Genomic DNA, 16,143 nt, shown 5'->3' with positions numbered 1-16,143 from the left:
GGGAAGTCGCATGAGCAGATTGATCGTGGTATCGAACCGTGTCGCCGCCGGCGAGGACACGCGCCCGAGCGCGGGTGGCCTGGCGGTCGGCGTGATGGACGCGCTGAAGGAAACGGGCGGCGTCTGGTTCGGCTGGAACGGCGAGATCGTCGACGCACCCGACACCGCGCCCGCAATTCAGCGGGACGGCAACGTCACCTACGCGACGGTCGGGCTGACCCGGCGCGACTACGACCAGTACTACCGCGGTTTCTCGAACGCGACGCTGTGGCCTGTGTTCCATTACCGCGGCGATCTCGCGCGCTTCGACCGCCAGGAGTACGCGGGCTATCTGCGCGTGAACGCGATGCTCGCGAAGCAGCTCGCCGCCTTGTTGCGCCCCGACGACCTGATTTGGGTGCACGACTATCACCTGTTGCCGTTCGCGCATTGCCTGCGCGAGCTCGGCGTGAAGAACCCGATCGGCTTCTTCCTGCACATTCCGTTTCCGTCGCCCGACATGCTGCGGCTCGTGCCGCCGCACGAGGAACTCGTGAAGTTCATGTGCGCGTACGACGTCGCGGGTTTCCAGACCGAGGCCGACAAGCAGGCGTTTACCGACTACATCGAGCGGCGCGGGATCGGCGCGGCAAGCGACGACGGGATGCTGCACGCGCATGGCCGCGTCGTGAAGGTCGCCGCCTATCCGATCGGCGTGCATCCCGACGCGATCGCGCAGGCGGCCGTCCAGTACGGCACGCGCAAGCCGGTGAAGATGCTGCGCGAGGCGCTCGACGGCCGTAAGCTGGTGATGAGCGTCGACCGCCTCGATTATTCGAAGGGGCTCGTCGAGCGCTTCCAGTCGTTCGAGCGGATGCTCGCGAACGCGCCAGGCTGGCAGGGGCGTGTGTCGCTCCTGCAGATCGCACCGCCGACGCGTTCCGACGTGAAGACCTATCAGGACATCCGCGAAACGCTCGAGGGCGAGGCCGGCCGCATCAACGGCCGCTTCTCGCAGCTCGACTGGACGCCGATCCAGTACCTGAACCGCAAGTACGAGCGCAACCTGCTGATGGCGTTCTTCCGGATGTCGCAGGTGGGCTACGTGACGCCGCTGCGCGACGGGATGAATCTTGTCGCGAAGGAGTACGTCGCGTCGCAGGATCCGGCCGATCCGGGCGTGCTCGTGCTGTCGGAGTTCGCGGGCGCGGCAGCCGAGTTGACCGGCGCGCTCCTCGTCAATCCGTACGACCTGTCGCAGATGGCGGAGGCGCTCGAGCGCGCGCTGTCGATGCCGCTCGCGGAGCGGCAGGCGCGCCACGAGGAGAACCTCGCGCGGCTGCGCGCGAACGACCTGTCGGTCTGGCGCGATACGTTCGTTGCCGACTTGCGCAGCGTCGCGGCGGCCGCGTCGGTCACGCGGCGCGCGGGCCGGCGGGTTGCGCATGCGTGAGGTCGTGCAGGCGCCCGGCGCCGCCGCCGATGCGGGCGAGGAAGCCACACGCCGCTTCTTTATCGTCACCGGTGGCCCGGGCTCGGGCAAGAGCACATTGCTCGACGCGCTCGAACGCGCCGGTTTCTCGCGCTCGCAGGAAGCCGGTCGCGGCGTGATCCGCGACCAGATGGCGATCGACGGCCAGGCGTTGCCGTGGCGTGATCCGGCGGCGTTCGCCGAGCTGATGCTGAGCTGGGAGATGCGCTCGTACGATCTCGCGCGCCACGCGCGCGGGCCCGTATTCTTCGATCGCGGCGTGCCGGACGTGGTCGGCTATCTACGGCTGACAGGGCTCGCGGTGCCCGCGCATGCGGAAGCCGCGGCCCGCCGTTTCCGCTACCACCGGCGCGTGTTCATCGCGCCGCCGTGGCCGGACATCTATGCGCAGGACACCGAGCGCCGGCAGGATTTCGCGGAAGCCGTGCGCACCTACGACGCGATGGTCGAGTGCTACACGTCATATGGCTACCGGCTGATCGAACTGCCGCGCGACAGCGTGCAGGCGCGCGTGCGCTTCGTGACGGACGCGCTCGACGCGGCATGACGGGCGGGACCGAGGACGGTGAGCGATGTGTCAGGTCGCCGTGTCCGGCCGCGGCGACGTGATGCGCAGCATGCTGACGACCGCGGCCACCGCCGCGAATGCCGCGGCGACATAGAGCGCGATCGTCGGCCCGCGGTCCGGCACGAGCCCGAAAATCAACGCGACGAGCGCGGCGCCGAGCGTCTGCCCGGTCAGCCGCGCGGTGCTCAGCATGCCGCCCGCGCCACCGCTGCGTTCGCGCGGCGCCGACGACAGCATCGCGCGGTTGTTCGGCGACTGGAACAACCCGAAGCCCGCACCGCACAGCGCCATCCGCCACACGATGTCGACGGTGCCCGGGTGCGCGCCGATCGTCGCGAGCGACAAGAGCCCGGCCGCGAACAGCGCGAGCCCGATCCCGCCGAGAATGCCGGCTGAATAGCGATCCGACAGCACGCCCGCGAGCGGCGCGGCGAATACGATCACGAGCGGCCACGGCGTCATGTACAGGCCCGTCTCGACCTGCGAGAAGCCGAGCGAATTCTGCAGCCAGAACGGCAGCGCGACGAACGCGAGCATCTGCGACGTGAACGACGCCGTCGACGTATAGACCGACAGCGCGAACATCGGGATGCGCATCAGGTCGACCGGCAGCAGCGGCGCCGGCTGCGACAGCTGGCGCTTCACGAAGAAGTAGCCGACGACGAACGCGACGGCCAGCTCGGCCGCGACGTACGCATGGCTTTCGCCATGGCCGAGCCCGTCCACGGCCGTGATCAGCAGCCCGAACACGCACGCGTTCATCAGCGCGCTCGCGAAATCGTACGGCGCATCGTGCAGCGGGTTGGCCGGCAGCGCGCGCAGGCTGCCGAATACCGCGGCGATGCCGATCGGCACGTTGACCGCGAACAGCCATGGCCACGATGCGAACGACAGGATCGCGGATGCGACCGTCGGCCCGATCGCCGACGACAGCGCCACCACCATCGCGTTGATCGACAGCCCGCGCCCGAGCATCGACGACGGGTAGATCATCCGCACGAGCGCGGCGTTGACGCTCATGATGCCGGCCGCGCCGAAGCCCTGGATCACGCGCATCACGGCCAGCATCGGCAACGAGCCGGCGAGCGCGCAGCCGAGCGACGCCGCGGTGAACAGCGCGAGCCCTGCGATGTAGATGCGGCGATAGCCGATGCGCTCGCCGAGCGACGCGAGCGGCAGCAGCGTGATCGTGACCGCGAGCTGGTACGCGTTGACGATCCAGATCGAGGCGGCGTCGGATGCGTGCAGGTCGCGCGCGATCGTCGGCAGCGCGACGTTCGCGATGGCGCCGTCGAGCACGGCGAGCGTGATGCCCAGTGCGACGCAGACGATCGCCCAGTAGCGTTGCGGAAGCGGCAGGCCGGTATCGGCGTTCATGGCGGGAGCAGAGGCGTGGTTGTCCGCGCGCCCGGTTGCCGGTTGCGTGCGCAACCATGCGCAAGGGTGGAGGCGGCGATGAGCGGCCCGGCCGGCGCAACGGCACCGGAGCGGGGCCGGTCGAGTGTATCACCGGGCCGCATCGCGCGACGCCGGCGCTCAGCCTTCGAAGTCGAGGCCGCCGAGCCGCACGAGCGGGTCGGCCTGCGTGCGCGACAGGAGATCGATGTCGCGCGCGCTCTGCCATGCCCCCAGCTTTTTCGGCAGCGCGGCGAGGTAGTGCTCGAAGCGTTGCGGGCCGTCCGGCTCCATCAGCCGCTCGATTTCGTCGGTGTCCCAGGTCAGTTCGAGGTTCAGCGGATGGTCGAAGCCGCTGACGTGCTCGTGCGGCGCGCTGCGGATCTGCACGCGCGTCGGGTGCCCGTGGCCGCCATACGGGACGACGTTGGTCAACACGTGTTCGGCGAAGAAGGCGGCGATCGCCTGTGCGATGCGCGGGGCGAATTCGGTATCGAAACGGCGGGCGGTTTCCGGCTGCATGACGGCGTCTCCTGTATGCCGAAAATCGTAGCACGGCGACGGCGCATTTCGATGGGCGTGATACCGGTAATCGCGCGTTACCACTTGCTGCATCTATTACGGCCGCAAGCCGCCACAATGCATCGCATCCAGTACCACTTCGCGTGGGAGTCCATCATGAAAAAAATTGCCGCAGTGTGTGTCCTCGCCGGTTCGCTTGCCGTGGCAGGCCCGGCGTCCGCGCATGGTCGCGACGGTGGCGCCGTCATCGGCGCGTTGATCGGCGGCGCGGTGCTCGGCGCGATCGTGACGTCCGCGATGAATCCGCCCGTCGCGTATCAGGCGCCCGCGTACCAGGCGCCGGCCTATCAGCCGCCGACGTACTACCAGGCGCCCGCGTACCAGCAGCCTGCGTATCCGACCTACCAGCAGGCGCAGTACCAGGACGACGGCCCGAACTATTGCTACGACCGCTACCAGCGCGCGTATGTGTGCGGCGCGCCCGTCTCGGGTGGCTACGCGCAGCCGGCCGGCTGGTGAGCAGGCTGACGCTCGAAGCGTGAGCAGGCGGCGGTGGCGCCGTTCGCTTCACCGCACCGAACGACAAAAAGGCCCTCGCTTCGTGCGAGGGCCTTCGTCTTTTGCGCGGCCGTCCGTTGGTCTGCGTGACGCGTCGGCCATCGTGGCGCGCGGCACGCGGATACAAACGGTTGCAAATGCGCGTCAGTGGCGATGGCCGCCGCCTCCGCCGCCATCGTTCCAGTCGCCACCGCGGTGTCCGCCGCCGCGCCCCCAGCCGTTGCCGCGGTTGCCGCGATCGCCGTCCCAGCGATGGTAGTCGCGCCGGCCGCGATCCCAGTCGCGTCCGCCGCCACCGCCCCAGATATTGACCGTGCCGTACACGGGCGACGGGGCGTACGCGTAGCCGGGATCGGAATAGTAGGGCTGCCCGTAGCCATAGCCGTATCCGGCGTCCGGGGCGACGACGCAGCCGGCCAGCAGTGTGGCGACGCCGGCGGCAGCAATGAGCTTCAGCATGATGTTCTCCGTTGGTTCCCGTATAAGTACCGCGCAAGGGGATTGCCAGCTGTTTGCAATTGTGTCGTCAAATTACAGCCGCGTAAGGTCGTGTGACGGAAGTGTTAGCATCCGGGGCTCATTTTGTTTTTCAGGAGTACATCGATGAAATTCGCGATCCGGGCCGCACTGGCCGCCTTCTGCGTGACGACAGCCGCCGCCTGCGTGGCGGGGCCCGCTTCGGCGCCCGCCGTGACTGCCGAGTCGATCAAGATGTTTCCGCAGGCAGCGTCCGGCCAGCAGCGCGTCGTGATCGCGCTGCCCGCGCTCGAGAACGAAGGCGATGCGCGCGTCGAGCTGATGATCGGCAAGACGCTGCAGACCGACTGCAACCAGCAGTGGTTCGGCGGCGAGCTGACCGCCGAGGACGTGAAGGGCTGGGGCTATACGTACTACCAGCTCACCGACGTGAAGGGGCCGGCCTCGACGCTGATGGCATGCCCGGGCCAGGCGCCGCAGCAACGGTTCGTGCAGGTGCGCGGTGACGGCCAGCTGCTGCGCTACAACAGCCGCCTGCCGCTCGTCGTCTATGTGCCGGACGGCTTCGAGGTGCGCTATCGCGTGTGGCATGCGTCGAAGGACGTGCAACACGCGGCAAAGCAGTAACGTTACGGCGCGGCCGCGGCGTCCTGCCGCTACGCGTCGCCTCTACCGACGAGCGCTGGCCATGCGGCCAGCGCGGCTTGCGCGACGGCCTCCAGATCGCGACGGTTCGCACCGTCGCGCGCCTGGATCGACATCCCCTGCTGGACCGTCACGTAGTACCGCGCGATTGCATCGAGGTTCGCTTGTGCGGCGATCTCGCCGGTCTCGACCCCTTGCCTGAGACGTTCGCGCAGGTTCTCGACCGTGCGTTCGCGCATCGCGATCAGCGTTTGCCGGACCGTATCGGAACGTTCGGCCGGATGCAGTGCCGACAGCACGATCAGGCAGCCGGCCGGCTTCGAGCGCCGCGTGAACACGCGTGCGGTATCCATCAGGTAGTTCCGTACGGCGTCGTGCGCGCTGCCGGCCTGTTCGACGCCCCCCCAGATTTCCCGTCCCTCCGTTGCGCTGTAATGCTCGAGCGCCAGCCGGAACAACGCTTCCTTGCTGCCGAACGCCGCATACAGGCTCGGCGACGCGATGCCCATCGCGGCCGTCAGGTCGGCCATCGACGCGCCTTCGTAGCCGAGGCGCCAGAACACCTCCATCGCGCGATCCAGCGCCGCTTCCTTGTCGAAGCTTCTCGGTCGGCCCCGTTCAGCCATTGCGTCCGTTCCTTCATCGATTTCTGTATCGATCGATAAATTAAATCAATTGACTGTGTCGCGCAACTTGCCACATTCTGTGTCGGTCGTTACATAAATGAGGAAAGGAACCGACATGAACCGACTTCAGGGCAAGCGTGCACTCATCACGGGCGGCAGCCGCGGCATCGGGGCGGCGATCGCGAAACGGCTGGCGGCCGAGGGCGCGGACGTCGCGATCACCTATGAGAAATCGGCGGAGCGGGCGCAGGCCGTCGTCGCCGGCATCGAGGCGCTGGGCCGCCGCGCCGTTGCGATCCAGGCCGACGGCGCCGATCCGGTGGCCGTGCGCGACGCGGTCGATCGTGCGGCGGAGGCGTTCGGCGGTCTCGACATTCTCGTCAACAACGCGGGGATTTTCCGGGCCGGCGCGCTGGACGACCTCACGCTCGACGATATCGACGCGACGCTGAACGTGAACGTGCGCGCGGTGATCGTCGCGTCGCAGGCGGCGGCGCGGCATCTCGGGGAGGGCGGGCGCATCGTGTCGACCGGCAGTTGCCTCGCCACGCGCGTGCCCGATGCGGGGATGAGCCTCTATGCGGCGAGCAAGGCCGCGCTGATCGGCTGGACGCAGGGGCTCGCGCGCGATCTCGGTTCGCGCGGCATCACGGTCAACATCGTGCATCCGGGGTCGACGGATACCGACATGAACCCGGCCGGCGGTGAGCATGCCGATGCGCAGCGCTCGCGGATGGCGATCCCGCAGTACGGCAAGGCCGACGACGTCGCGGCGCTCGTCGCGTTCGTGGTCGGGCCGGAAGGGCGGTCGATCAATGGCACCGGGTTGACGATCGATGGCGGTGCGAACGCGTGAGTGCGTGAATGCCGACGCCCGGCGTGATTGTTCGACCGGGCGGCGTTGCGTTCGCTATCGGCAGCCGAGCCGGTGATGCTCGGTTTCGAGATCGGCGCGCTTGTCGTAAGCGCGCAGCTCGTTGCGCGGCTTGCCGTCCGGGCCCATTCCGCGCACGACCTTCTGGCCGCGGTCGGGGGCGTGCGTAACGGCGTCGATCCCGGCGGCCAGTTCGCGGCAGCGTGCGTCGGGGGAGGGGTTTTCCGCGTGCGGGGCTGCGGCATTCGTGATGTTGGCGATGCCGGGGCTGACGTAGCGCGGCTTCGCGGGTGCGGTAAGGGTGTCGGCGGCGTTTGCCGTGCCGGCCATCGCTGAAAGCGCGGCGAGTGCCGCAATCGCTCGAATCATTGCGGGAGTCCGGATGCTGAAGAAGGTTCGGAATTCTACGCAATATGGGGCGCAGGGCCGTGGCGATCCGGTGAGATGCGATCGTGTGTCGCAGGGGACGTCGGCGGCTGAATGCTCCTCGACCCGTATGTGATGCTGGCGGGCCTTGAGCACGCAGCAGTGCATGCGGAAAGCAAAAAGCCCGCTTGCTTTCGCAGAGCGGGCTTCGGTATTGGTTGCGGGGGTAGGATTTGAACCTACGACCTTCGGGTTATGAGCCCGACGAGCTGCCAGACTGCTCCACCCCGCGGCGCGAAGTGTACTAGGGCTGATGTGGAGAGTCAACGATCTTTGATCGCGAGTCGAACGGAACCCTCGGTTTGCCGAGCGCGACGATTCGATTTGGCGTGTGCGTTGATTGCTTGTGCTTCCCGATCGGCTTCAACGTCAGGCGCTTTTCGTCGCCGCCGTTGCGGTATTTGATCGTGGGAAAGTGGATGAGGCCATGAGGATGGCTGGTCCCCCCGACAGGAATCGAACCTGTATCTAGCGCTTAGGAGGCGCTTGTTCTATCCATTGAACTACGGGGAGCGCCATGTCCGGGGAAACGCAGAAAAACGCGAACCGGACGGCAGTGTGGACAGCGCGCAGAGTATAGCAAACGCGCGGCGCGTCGGCGGGGCGGAATGCACGACGACGCGCGTGATCGCGCAATCAGCCGCGATCGGAAATCAGCGCGTCAGCGAATCAGAAATCGACGACGACGAAATCTTCCTTGCCCACGTCGCACAGCGGGCAGCGCCAATCGGCGGGAATGTCGGCGAAACGGGTGCCAGCCGGAATGCCTTCGTCGGGCAGCCCTTCCGCTTCGTTGTAGACCCACCCGCAAATCAGGCAGACCCAGCTCTGGTATTCGGTTACTTCGCTCATGTAGCGCTCGGGAAAATGGAAATCCGGTGATGCCGTCCGCAGCTTGGCCGGCGGACGAAAGGCGCAATGGTACCGGAATTTCGTCGAACGGCTCCACAACGTCGTTTTAAACGTACGCATCGCGAACAACGCAACCGAGACACGCCTGCCGTGCGTGCGGTGTATGCTTCCGAGGCTGTCCAATCATAAGGAGAATGCGATGCTGAACAGAAAGTGGATCGCAGGTGCGGTATGCGTGGCGGCGATGGCCGTGTCGACGATGGCGCGGGCCGAGGCGCGCGTGTATTTCGAAGCGCCGAGCGAGGGAGCGACGGTGTCGAACCCGGTGCATGTGAAGTTCGGGCTCGAAGGAATGGAGCTTCGACCGGCCGGCGACATGACGCCGAATACCGGCCATCATCACCTGCTGATCGACGGCCGGCCGATTCCGAAGGGCGACGTGATCCCCGCGAGCGAGCGTTCGCTGCACTTCGGCAAGGCGCAGACCGAGACCGAAATCAAGTTGCCGCCCGGCCAGCACACGCTGACGCTGCAGTTCGGCGACGGCATGCACCGCTCGTACGGCCCCGAATTGAGCTCGACGATCACGGTCAACGTGAAGTAATCGCATGTGCCGCGTACGGACGCCCGAGGCGTCCGGCGCGGAATGGTCGATCGGCCGGCCGCAGGCGTCCGGTCGACGCAGGCGTTTTGCCCGGAACGCATGCCCGGCGTCCGCGACCGGAAGCCGGGCGCACCCGGCGTGCCATCGAAGCGCATTGTGTCGATGCGCGTCGAGCGACGCCCCGCCTGCCGGCCGCCAAAAGCACGTTCCAACCCGCCTCCCCACCCGTTTGCCGGCCTTATCCGTCCGGCCATGCCGGTAACGCCGCCCGCGACCGGTACAATGGGCGCTTCCGATTCCTCTCTTCGCCGTCTCCCCATGTCGCTCTATTCCATTTCCGGCGCGCAGCTCGCGTTCGGTCACGTCGCGTTGCTCGATCACGCGGATTTCTCGCTGGAAGCCGGCGAGCGCGTCGGCCTGATCGGCCGCAACGGCGCGGGCAAGTCGTCGCTGCTGAAGATCGTCGCCGGGCTCGCGAAGCCCGACGACGGGCTGGTCACGCGCCAGCAGGAACTCGTGACCGTCTACGTGCCGCAGGAGCCCGAATTCGAGCCGGGCGCGACGGTGTTCGAGGCAGTCGCATCGGGGCTCGCGCACACACGCGAACTGCTCGAGGAATACGATTCGATCGCGCACCGTCTCGCGGATATCCCCGAAGGCGCCGAGCACGATGCGCTGCTCGCGCGGATGAACGCGCTGCAGTCGTCGCTCGATGCGCACGACGCGTGGAGCTGGCGCACGCGCGTGTCGATGACGCTCGCGCAGATCGGCCTGGCGGACGTCGATGCCCCCGTCGATGCGTTGTCGGGCGGGATGCAGAAGCGCGTCGCGCTGGCGCGCGCACTGGTGCTGCAGCCCGACGTGCTGCTGCTCGACGAACCGACCAACCACCTCGACTTCGACGGCATCCGCTGGCTGGAAGAACTGCTCGTCGCGCAGCGCGCGGGCCTGTTGTTCATCACGCACGATCGCGCGTTCCTCGACCGTGTCGCGACACGCATCGTCGATCTCGACCGCGGCCGGCTGCTGTCATACCCGGGCAATTTCTCCGCGTACCAGACGCGCAAGGCACAGCAGCTCGAAATCGAGCGCGTGGAAAACGAGAAGTTCGACAAGCTGCTCGCGCAGGAAGAAGTGTGGATCCGCAAGGGCGTCGAAGCGCGCCGCACCCGCAGCGTCGGCCGCATCGCGCGGCTCGTGCAGATGCGCAACGAGCGCGCGGAGCGCCGCAACACGCTGGGCAACGTGAAGCTGGATGTCGCGCAGGGCGAGAAGTCCGGCAAGATCGTCGCGGAGCTGACCGACGTGACGAAGCGCTACGGCGGCCGCGCGGTCGTCGATCGCTTCTCGACGACGGTGATGCGCGGCGACAAGATCGGCTTCATCGGCCCGAACGGCGCCGGCAAGACGACGCTGCTCAAGCTGATTCTCGGCGAACTGAAGCCCGACGAAGGCACGGTGCGCATCGGCACCAACCTGCAGGTCGCCTATTTCGACCAGATGCGCGCGCAGCTCGACCAGGAGAAGAGCCTGGCGGATACGATCAGCCCCGGCAGCGAATGGGTCGAGATCGGCGGCGTGCGCAAGCACGTGATGAGCTATCTCGGCGATTTCCTGTTCGCGCCGGAACGCGCGCGTTCGCCGGTGAAGTCGCTGTCGGGCGGCGAGCGCAACCGGCTGCTGCTCGCGCGCCTGTTCGCGCGTCCGGCCAACGTGCTGGTGCTCGACGAACCGACCAACGACCTCGACATCCAGACGCTCGAGCTGCTCGAGGAACTGCTGGCCGACTATGACGGCACGGTGCTGCTCGTCAGCCACGATCGCGCGTTCCTCGACAACGTCGTGACGTCGGTGATCGCGGCCGAGGGCGACGGCAAGTGGCGCGAATACGTGGGCGGTTTCAGCGACTGGCAGATCCAGAGCGCGCGCGCGGATCAGCTCGCGCAGCAGGAAGCCGCGAAGCGTGCGGTCAAGGAAGCCGCGCCCGTCAAGGAAGAGGCGGCGAAAAGCGCCGCGGGCCGCAACACGCAACGCACGGTGAAGCTGTCGTTCAACGAGCAGCGTGAGCTTGATGCGCTGCCGGAGAAGATCGCGGCACTGGAAGAGGAGCAAAAGACGATCAATGCGCGGCTCGAGGACGGCTCGATTTTCGCGAAGGATCCGCAGGAAGGCACGCGCCTGACCGAGCGATTCGCGGCGATCGACGACGAATTGCTCGAAGCGCTCGAACGGTGGGAAACGCTCGAAGCGAAGCGCAAGCCCGCGTAAAACGCAGGCGCGTCGCGCGGCCGGCGGGCCGCTGCGCGCGATTCCGCGATTGGCGTGCCACGCGGAACCAGTAAAATACCGCGCGTCCCGGGCAGCGCAGCGCACGCCGCGCGCCCGCTTTCGGAGCAGTCCAAGCACACCGTTGTTTCGATTCGCTTTTTTACGGAACTCAACGTTTTGTCCACGACGTTATCCACACGAGGTGTGGACAACGTCCCGATGAATGACGAAATTCAGCGCCTATGTCAACGAAGAAACCCAGCGCGGCCTATAGCGAAGCATCGATCAAGGTGCTCAAGGGTCTCGAGCCGGTCAAGCAGCGGCCCGGCATGTACACCCGTACCGAGAATCCGCTGCACATCATCCAGGAAGTCATCGACAACGCGTCCGACGAGGCGCTTGGCGGCTACGGCAAGCAGATCACGGTCACGCTGCACGCCGACCAGTCGGTATCGGTCGAGGACGACGGCCGCGGCATCCCGTTCGGCATGCACCCTGAAGAGGGCGTGCCGGTCGTCGAGATCGTATTCACGCGCCTGCACGCGGGCGGCAAGTTCGACAAGGCCGCGGGCGGCGCCTACACGTTTTCGGGCGGCCTGCACGGCGTCGGCGTGTCGGTGACGAACGCGCTGGCCACGCGCCTCGACGTGACGGTCTGGCGCGACGGCAAGATCGCGGAACTCGGCTTCGCCGAAGGCGACGTGGTGAAACCGCTCGCGACGCAGGGCGCGGGCCGCGGCGAGAAGAAATCCGGCACGCGCGTGCAGGTGTGGCCGAATCCGAAGTATTTCGATTCGCCGAACCTGCCGCTTGGCGAACTGCAGCGCCTGCTGCGCTCGAAGGCCGTGCTGCTGCCGGGCGTCGAGGTCGTGCTCGTCAACGAGAAGTCGGGCGAGCGCCAGACGTGGAAGTATGAAGACGGCCTGCGCGGCTACCTGCTCGACGAAATGAACGGCAGCGAGCTGCTGATCCCGCTGTTCGAAGGCGAGCGCTTTGCCGATTCGCGCTCTGGCGACGACACCTTCGCCGAAGGCGAGGGCGCGTCGTGGGTCGTCGCATGGAGCGAGGAAGGCTCGCTCGTGCGCGAGTCGTACGTGAACCTGATCCCGACGCCGGCCGGCGGCACGCACGAATCCGGCCTGCGCGACGGTCTCTACCAGGCAGTGAAAAGCTTCGTCGAACTGCACAACCTGCAGCCGAAGGGCGTGAAGCTGCTCGCGGAAGACGTGTTCGCGCGCGTGTCGTTCGTGCTGTCCGCGAAGGTGCTCGATCCGCAATTCCAGGGGCAGATCAAGGAACGCCTGAACAGCCGCGACGCGGTGAAGCTCGTGTCGTCGTTCTCGCGTCCGGCGCTGGAGCTGTGGCTGAACCAGCACGTCGAGCACGGCAAGAAGCTCGCCGAACTCGTGATCAAGCAGGCGCAGGCGCGTACGCGCGCGGGCCAGAAGGTCGAGAAGCGCAAGAGCTCGGGCGTCGCGGTGCTGCCCGGCAAGCTGACCGATTGCGAGACGGAAGATATCGCGCGCAACGAGCTGTTCCTGGTCGAGGGCGACTCGGCAGGCGGCTCCGCGAAGATGGGCCGCGACAAGGAATACCAGGCGATCCTGCCGCTGCGCGGCAAGGTGCTGAACACGTGGGAAACCGAGCGCGACCGCCTGTTCGCGAACAACGAGGTGCACGACATCTCGGTCGCGATCGGCGTCGATCCGCACAGCCCGGATGAAAGCGTCGACCTGTCGAACCTGCGCTACGGCAAGATCTGCATCCTGTCGGACGCGGACGTCGACGGTTCGCACATCCAGGTGCTGCTGCTCACGCTGTTCTTCAAGCATTTCCCGCAACTGATCGAGCGCGGCCATGTGTGCGTCGCGCGCCCGCCGCTGTTCCGCGTCGACGCACCCGCGCGCGGCAAGAAGGCCGCGCAGAAGCTTTATGCACTCGACGAAGGCGAACTCGAGGCGATCCTCGACAAGCTGCGCAAGGACGGCGTGCGCGAGACGCAATGGAGCATCAGCCGCTTCAAGGGTCTCGGCGAAATGAGCGCCGAGCAGCTGTGGGATACGACGATGAACCCCGATACGCGCCGCCTGATGCCGGTGAAGCTCGGCGAGCTCGACTACGAGGCGACCGTCGCACGCATGACGATGCTGATGGGCAAGGGCGAGGCAGCCGCGCGGCGCGGCTGGCTCGAGGAAAAGGGCAACGACGTCGAAGCCGACATCTAAGCCGAACACCTGCGCGGCCGGGATTGACGCCCGGCCCGGCCTCACGCCACTTACGAATACGGAATTCAGATGGACGACAACACTTCCGATCTCTTCGCCAGCTCCGATGCACCGGACGCCGACGCGCTGACGCTCGGCAACTACGCGGAGCAGGCGTATCTCAGCTACGCGGTCAGCGTCGTGAAGAGCCGCGCGCTGCCCGACGTGTGCGACGGCCAGAAGCCGGTGCAGCGCCGGATTCTCTACGCGATGAACGAAATGGGCCTCGGCCCGGACGCGAAGCCGGTGAAGTCGGCGCGCGTGGTCGGCGACGTGCTCGGTAAATACCACCCGCACGGCGACCAGTCGGCATACGACGCACTGGTGCGTCTCGCGCAGGATTTCTCGCTGCGCTACCCGCTGATCGACGGGCAGGGCAACTTCGGCTCGCGCGACGGCGACGGCGCGGCGGCGATGCGATACACCGAAGCTCGCCTCACGCCGATCGCGAAGCTGCTGCTCGACGAGATCGACCAGGGCACGGTCGACTTCATGCCGAACTACGACGGCTCGTTCGAGGAGCCGAAGACGCTGCCGAGCCGCATGCCGTTCGTGCTGCTGAACGGTGCGTCGGGCATCGCGGTCGGTCTCGCGACCGAAATCCCGTCGCACAACCTGCGCGAAGTCGCGGGCGCGGCGGTCGCGCTGATCCGCAATCCGAAGCTCTCGCACGCGGAGCTGATGAACCTGATTCCCGGCCCGGATTTCCCGGGCGGCGGGCAAATCATCTCGAGCGACACCGAAATCGCGGCGGCCTATGAAACCGGCCGCGGCAGCCTGAAGGTGCGTGCGCGCTGGAAGATCGAGGATCTCGCACGCGGCCAGTGGCAGCTCGTCGTGACCGAGCTGCCGCCGAGCACGTCGGGCCAGAAGGTGCTCGAGGAAATCGAGGAGCTGACGAACCCGAAGCTCAAGCTCGGCAAGAAGACGCTGACGCCCGAGCAGCTCAACACGAAGAAGGCGATGCTCGACCTGCTCGACGCGGTGCGCGACGAGTCGGGCAAGGAAGCGGCGGTGCGGCTCGTGTTCGAGCCGAAGTCGCGCACGATCGACCAGACGGAATTCGTGAACACGCTGCTCGCGTACACGAGCCTCGAGTCGAACGCGACGCTGAACCTCGTGATGATCGGCGCCGACGGCCGGCCGGGCCAGAAGGGCCTGCTGACGATCCTCGACGAGTGGGTGAAGTTCCGCCAGCTGACGATGACGCGCCGGTGCCGTCATCGTCTCGCGAAGGTCGACGACCGCATCCACATCCTCGAAGGGCGGATGATCGTCTTCCTGAACATCGACGAGGTGATCCGCATCATCCGCGAGTCGGACGAGCCGAAGGCCGCGCTGATGAGCGCGTTCGGGCTCAGCGAACGGCAGGCGGAAGATATTCTCGAAATCCGGCTGCGCCAGCTCGCGCGGCTCGAGAAGATCAAGATCGAGAAGGAACTCGAAGCGCTGCGCGACGAGAAGGCGAAGCTCGAGGAACTGCTCGCGAACGAAAGCGCGATGAAGCGGCTGATGATCAAGGAGATCGAGGCCGACGCGAAGCAGTACGGCGACGATCGCCGCACGCTGATCCAGCAGGAGAAGCGCGCGACGTTCGAGGCGAAGGTGGTCGACGAGCCGGTCACGGTGGTCGTGTCGCAGAAGGGCTGGGTGCGTGCGCTGAAGGGCCACGGGCTCGACCCGGCCAGCTTCTCGTTCAAGGCCGGCGACCATCTGTACGCGGCGTTCCAGTGCCGCACGCCGGATCGCCTGATCGCATGGGGCAGCAGCGGCCGCGTGTACTCGGTGGACGTGTCGATCCTGCCGGGCGGGCGCGGCGACGGCGTGCCCGTCACGTCGCTGATCGAGCTCGAATCGGGCTCGCACCTGATGCACTACTACGCGGCGCCGGCCGACCAGCAACTGCTGCTCGCGTCGAGCAACGGCTTCGGCTTCCTCGCGAAGGTCGGCGACATGGTGAGCCGCGTGAAGGCCGGCAAGGCGTTCATGACGATCGATGCGGGCGCGGTGCCGCTCGCGCCGATGCCGGTGCTGCCGAACGCGACGCAGGTCGCGTGCCTGTCGAGCGGCGGCCGCCTGCTCGTGTTCGGGATGGACGAGATGAAGACGCTGTCCGGCGGTGGTCGCGGCGTGATCCTGATGGCGCTCGACGACAAGGAAACGCTCGTGCAGGCGCTCGCGATCGATCCGGCCGGCGTCGTGCTGATCGGCACCGGCCGCGGCGGCAAGGCGATGGACGAGACGCTGTCGTATGCAGGGCTGGCGCCGCACGTCGGCAAGCGCGCCCGCAAGGGCCGCGCGCCGGACACGAAGCTCAAGGTCGTCAGCGAACTGCGTCCGCTGCTCGGCTGACGCTGCGCACGTTCGGTCGCCCGGTTCAGCCGCGATCGAAGGCCGCACCTCCGCTTCGGCGGACGTGCGGCCTTTTCTTTTGGAGGGGGATTCGGGTAAGCAAGCGTGGCGCTGTCACGCGGAACTTGCAAAATAATGTGAAATCGCGCCTGGGGTCTGAACCGCTCGGCGACAATCCGGTCGAATGTCGCTCGATGCCGCGTGCGACGCGGCCGTTCGCCGCATCCCACTCCTCACAGGA

The 16,143-nt window shown here is 66.9% G+C and carries 15 protein-coding genes and 2 tRNA genes; 9 read left to right on the top strand and 8 right to left on the bottom strand.

Annotated elements, in window-relative coordinates; all coding sequences use genetic code 11:
- The first annotated feature begins 10 nt into the window (after positions 1-10).
- Both otsA and LGM89_RS11045 read left to right on the top strand, forming a co-directional pair.
- Positions 11-1,432, top strand: a complete 1,422-nt coding sequence (otsA, locus tag LGM89_RS11050; protein WP_226273054.1) for an alpha,alpha-trehalose-phosphate synthase (UDP-forming) — start codon at positions 11-13, stop codon at positions 1,430-1,432.
- Positions 1,425-2,018 carry an AAA family ATPase gene (locus tag LGM89_RS11045; RefSeq protein ID WP_089495402.1) on the top strand — a complete coding sequence of 198 codons (594 nt, stop codon included), beginning with the start codon at positions 1,425-1,427 and terminating at the stop codon, positions 2,016-2,018. The genes otsA and LGM89_RS11045 overlap by 8 nt, the downstream gene beginning before the upstream one ends.
- 30 nt (positions 2,019-2,048) lie before the next feature.
- Here the strand turns inward: LGM89_RS11045 and LGM89_RS11040 are convergent, their stop codons facing one another.
- Positions 2,049-3,416, bottom strand: a complete 1,368-nt coding sequence (locus LGM89_RS11040; RefSeq protein ID WP_089495401.1) for an MFS transporter — start codon at positions 3,414-3,416, stop codon at positions 2,049-2,051.
- A 159-nt stretch (positions 3,417-3,575) separates the two neighbouring features.
- Positions 3,576-3,956, bottom strand: coding sequence for a DUF5594 family protein (locus LGM89_RS11035; protein WP_089495400.1), 381 nt, complete (start codon positions 3,954-3,956; stop codon positions 3,576-3,578).
- 117 nt (positions 3,957-4,073) lie between these two features.
- Between LGM89_RS11035 and LGM89_RS11030 the strand changes: the two genes are divergently transcribed.
- Positions 4,074-4,475 carry a hypothetical protein gene (locus LGM89_RS11030; protein ID WP_011352835.1) on the top strand — a complete coding sequence of 134 codons (402 nt, stop codon included), beginning with the start codon at positions 4,074-4,076 and terminating at the stop codon, positions 4,473-4,475.
- Positions 4,476-4,658: 183 nt separating this feature from the next.
- Here the strand turns inward: LGM89_RS11030 and LGM89_RS11025 are convergent, their stop codons facing one another.
- Positions 4,659-4,973, bottom strand: coding sequence for a hypothetical protein (locus LGM89_RS11025; RefSeq protein WP_039368492.1), 315 nt, complete (start codon positions 4,971-4,973; stop codon positions 4,659-4,661).
- Positions 4,974-5,117: 144 nt separating this feature from the next.
- Between LGM89_RS11025 and eco the strand changes: the two genes are divergently transcribed.
- Entirely contained in the window at positions 5,118-5,618 is a 501-nt protein-coding gene (gene eco, locus LGM89_RS11020) for a serine protease inhibitor ecotin (RefSeq protein WP_089495399.1), read from the top strand.
- A gap of 29 nt (positions 5,619-5,647) precedes the next feature.
- Here the strand turns inward: eco and LGM89_RS11015 are convergent, their stop codons facing one another.
- The gene (locus tag LGM89_RS11015) at positions 5,648-6,262 is read right to left on the bottom strand and encodes a TetR/AcrR family transcriptional regulator (protein ID WP_089495398.1); all 615 of its coding nucleotides are present in this window, start codon (positions 6,260-6,262) and stop codon (positions 5,648-5,650) included.
- 115 nt (positions 6,263-6,377) lie between these two features.
- Here LGM89_RS11015 and LGM89_RS11010 point away from each other — a divergent pair, with 115 nt between their 5' ends.
- Entirely contained in the window at positions 6,378-7,118 is a 741-nt protein-coding gene (locus LGM89_RS11010) for an SDR family NAD(P)-dependent oxidoreductase (protein ID WP_089495397.1), read from the top strand.
- A 54-nt stretch (positions 7,119-7,172) separates the two neighbouring features.
- Here the strand turns inward: LGM89_RS11010 and LGM89_RS11005 are convergent, their stop codons facing one another.
- The 4 genes from LGM89_RS11005 to LGM89_RS10990 form a co-directional block, all read right to left on the bottom strand.
- Positions 7,173-7,505 carry a hypothetical protein gene (locus LGM89_RS11005; RefSeq protein WP_226273053.1) on the bottom strand — a complete coding sequence of 111 codons (333 nt, stop codon included), beginning with the start codon at positions 7,503-7,505 and terminating at the stop codon, positions 7,173-7,175.
- 212 nt (positions 7,506-7,717) lie between these two features.
- Positions 7,718-7,794: transfer RNA gene (locus LGM89_RS11000), tRNA-Met, on the bottom strand.
- Between the two features lie 206 nt (positions 7,795-8,000).
- Positions 8,001-8,075: transfer RNA gene (locus LGM89_RS10995), tRNA-Arg, on the bottom strand.
- 156 nt (positions 8,076-8,231) lie between these two features.
- A complete protein-coding gene (locus LGM89_RS10990) occupies positions 8,232-8,414 on the bottom strand; it encodes a rubredoxin (RefSeq protein ID WP_006478164.1) in 183 nt (60 codons plus the stop codon).
- Between the two features lie 199 nt (positions 8,415-8,613).
- On the opposite strand from LGM89_RS10990, the gene LGM89_RS10985 reads away from it, so the two are divergent.
- The 4 genes from LGM89_RS10985 (at position 8,614) to parC (ending at position 15,902) form a co-directional block, all read left to right on the top strand.
- Positions 8,614-9,018, top strand: coding sequence for a DUF4399 domain-containing protein (locus LGM89_RS10985; protein WP_089495394.1), 405 nt, complete (start codon positions 8,614-8,616; stop codon positions 9,016-9,018).
- Between the two features lie 282 nt (positions 9,019-9,300).
- Positions 9,301-11,286, top strand: a complete 1,986-nt coding sequence (locus LGM89_RS10980; protein WP_373452542.1) for an ATP-binding cassette domain-containing protein — start codon at positions 9,301-9,303, stop codon at positions 11,284-11,286.
- A gap of 242 nt (positions 11,287-11,528) precedes the next feature.
- Complete coding sequence (parE, locus tag LGM89_RS10975; RefSeq protein WP_089426056.1) at positions 11,529-13,511, top strand: DNA topoisomerase IV subunit B; 1,983 nt, start codon at positions 11,529-11,531, stop codon at positions 13,509-13,511.
- A 69-nt stretch (positions 13,512-13,580) separates the two neighbouring features.
- On the top strand, positions 13,581-15,902 hold the full coding sequence (gene parC / locus LGM89_RS10970; RefSeq protein WP_089495392.1) for a DNA topoisomerase IV subunit A: 2,322 nt from the start codon (positions 13,581-13,583) through the stop codon (positions 15,900-15,902).
- Positions 15,903-16,143: the final 241 nt, after the last annotated feature.

The sequence above is a fragment of the Burkholderia sp. AU31624 genome (genome assembly GCF_020420065.1).
In the GTDB taxonomy this organism is placed as follows: Bacteria; Pseudomonadota; Gammaproteobacteria; order Burkholderiales; family Burkholderiaceae; genus Burkholderia.
This window is presented reverse-complemented; position numbering and strand designations above follow the sequence as displayed.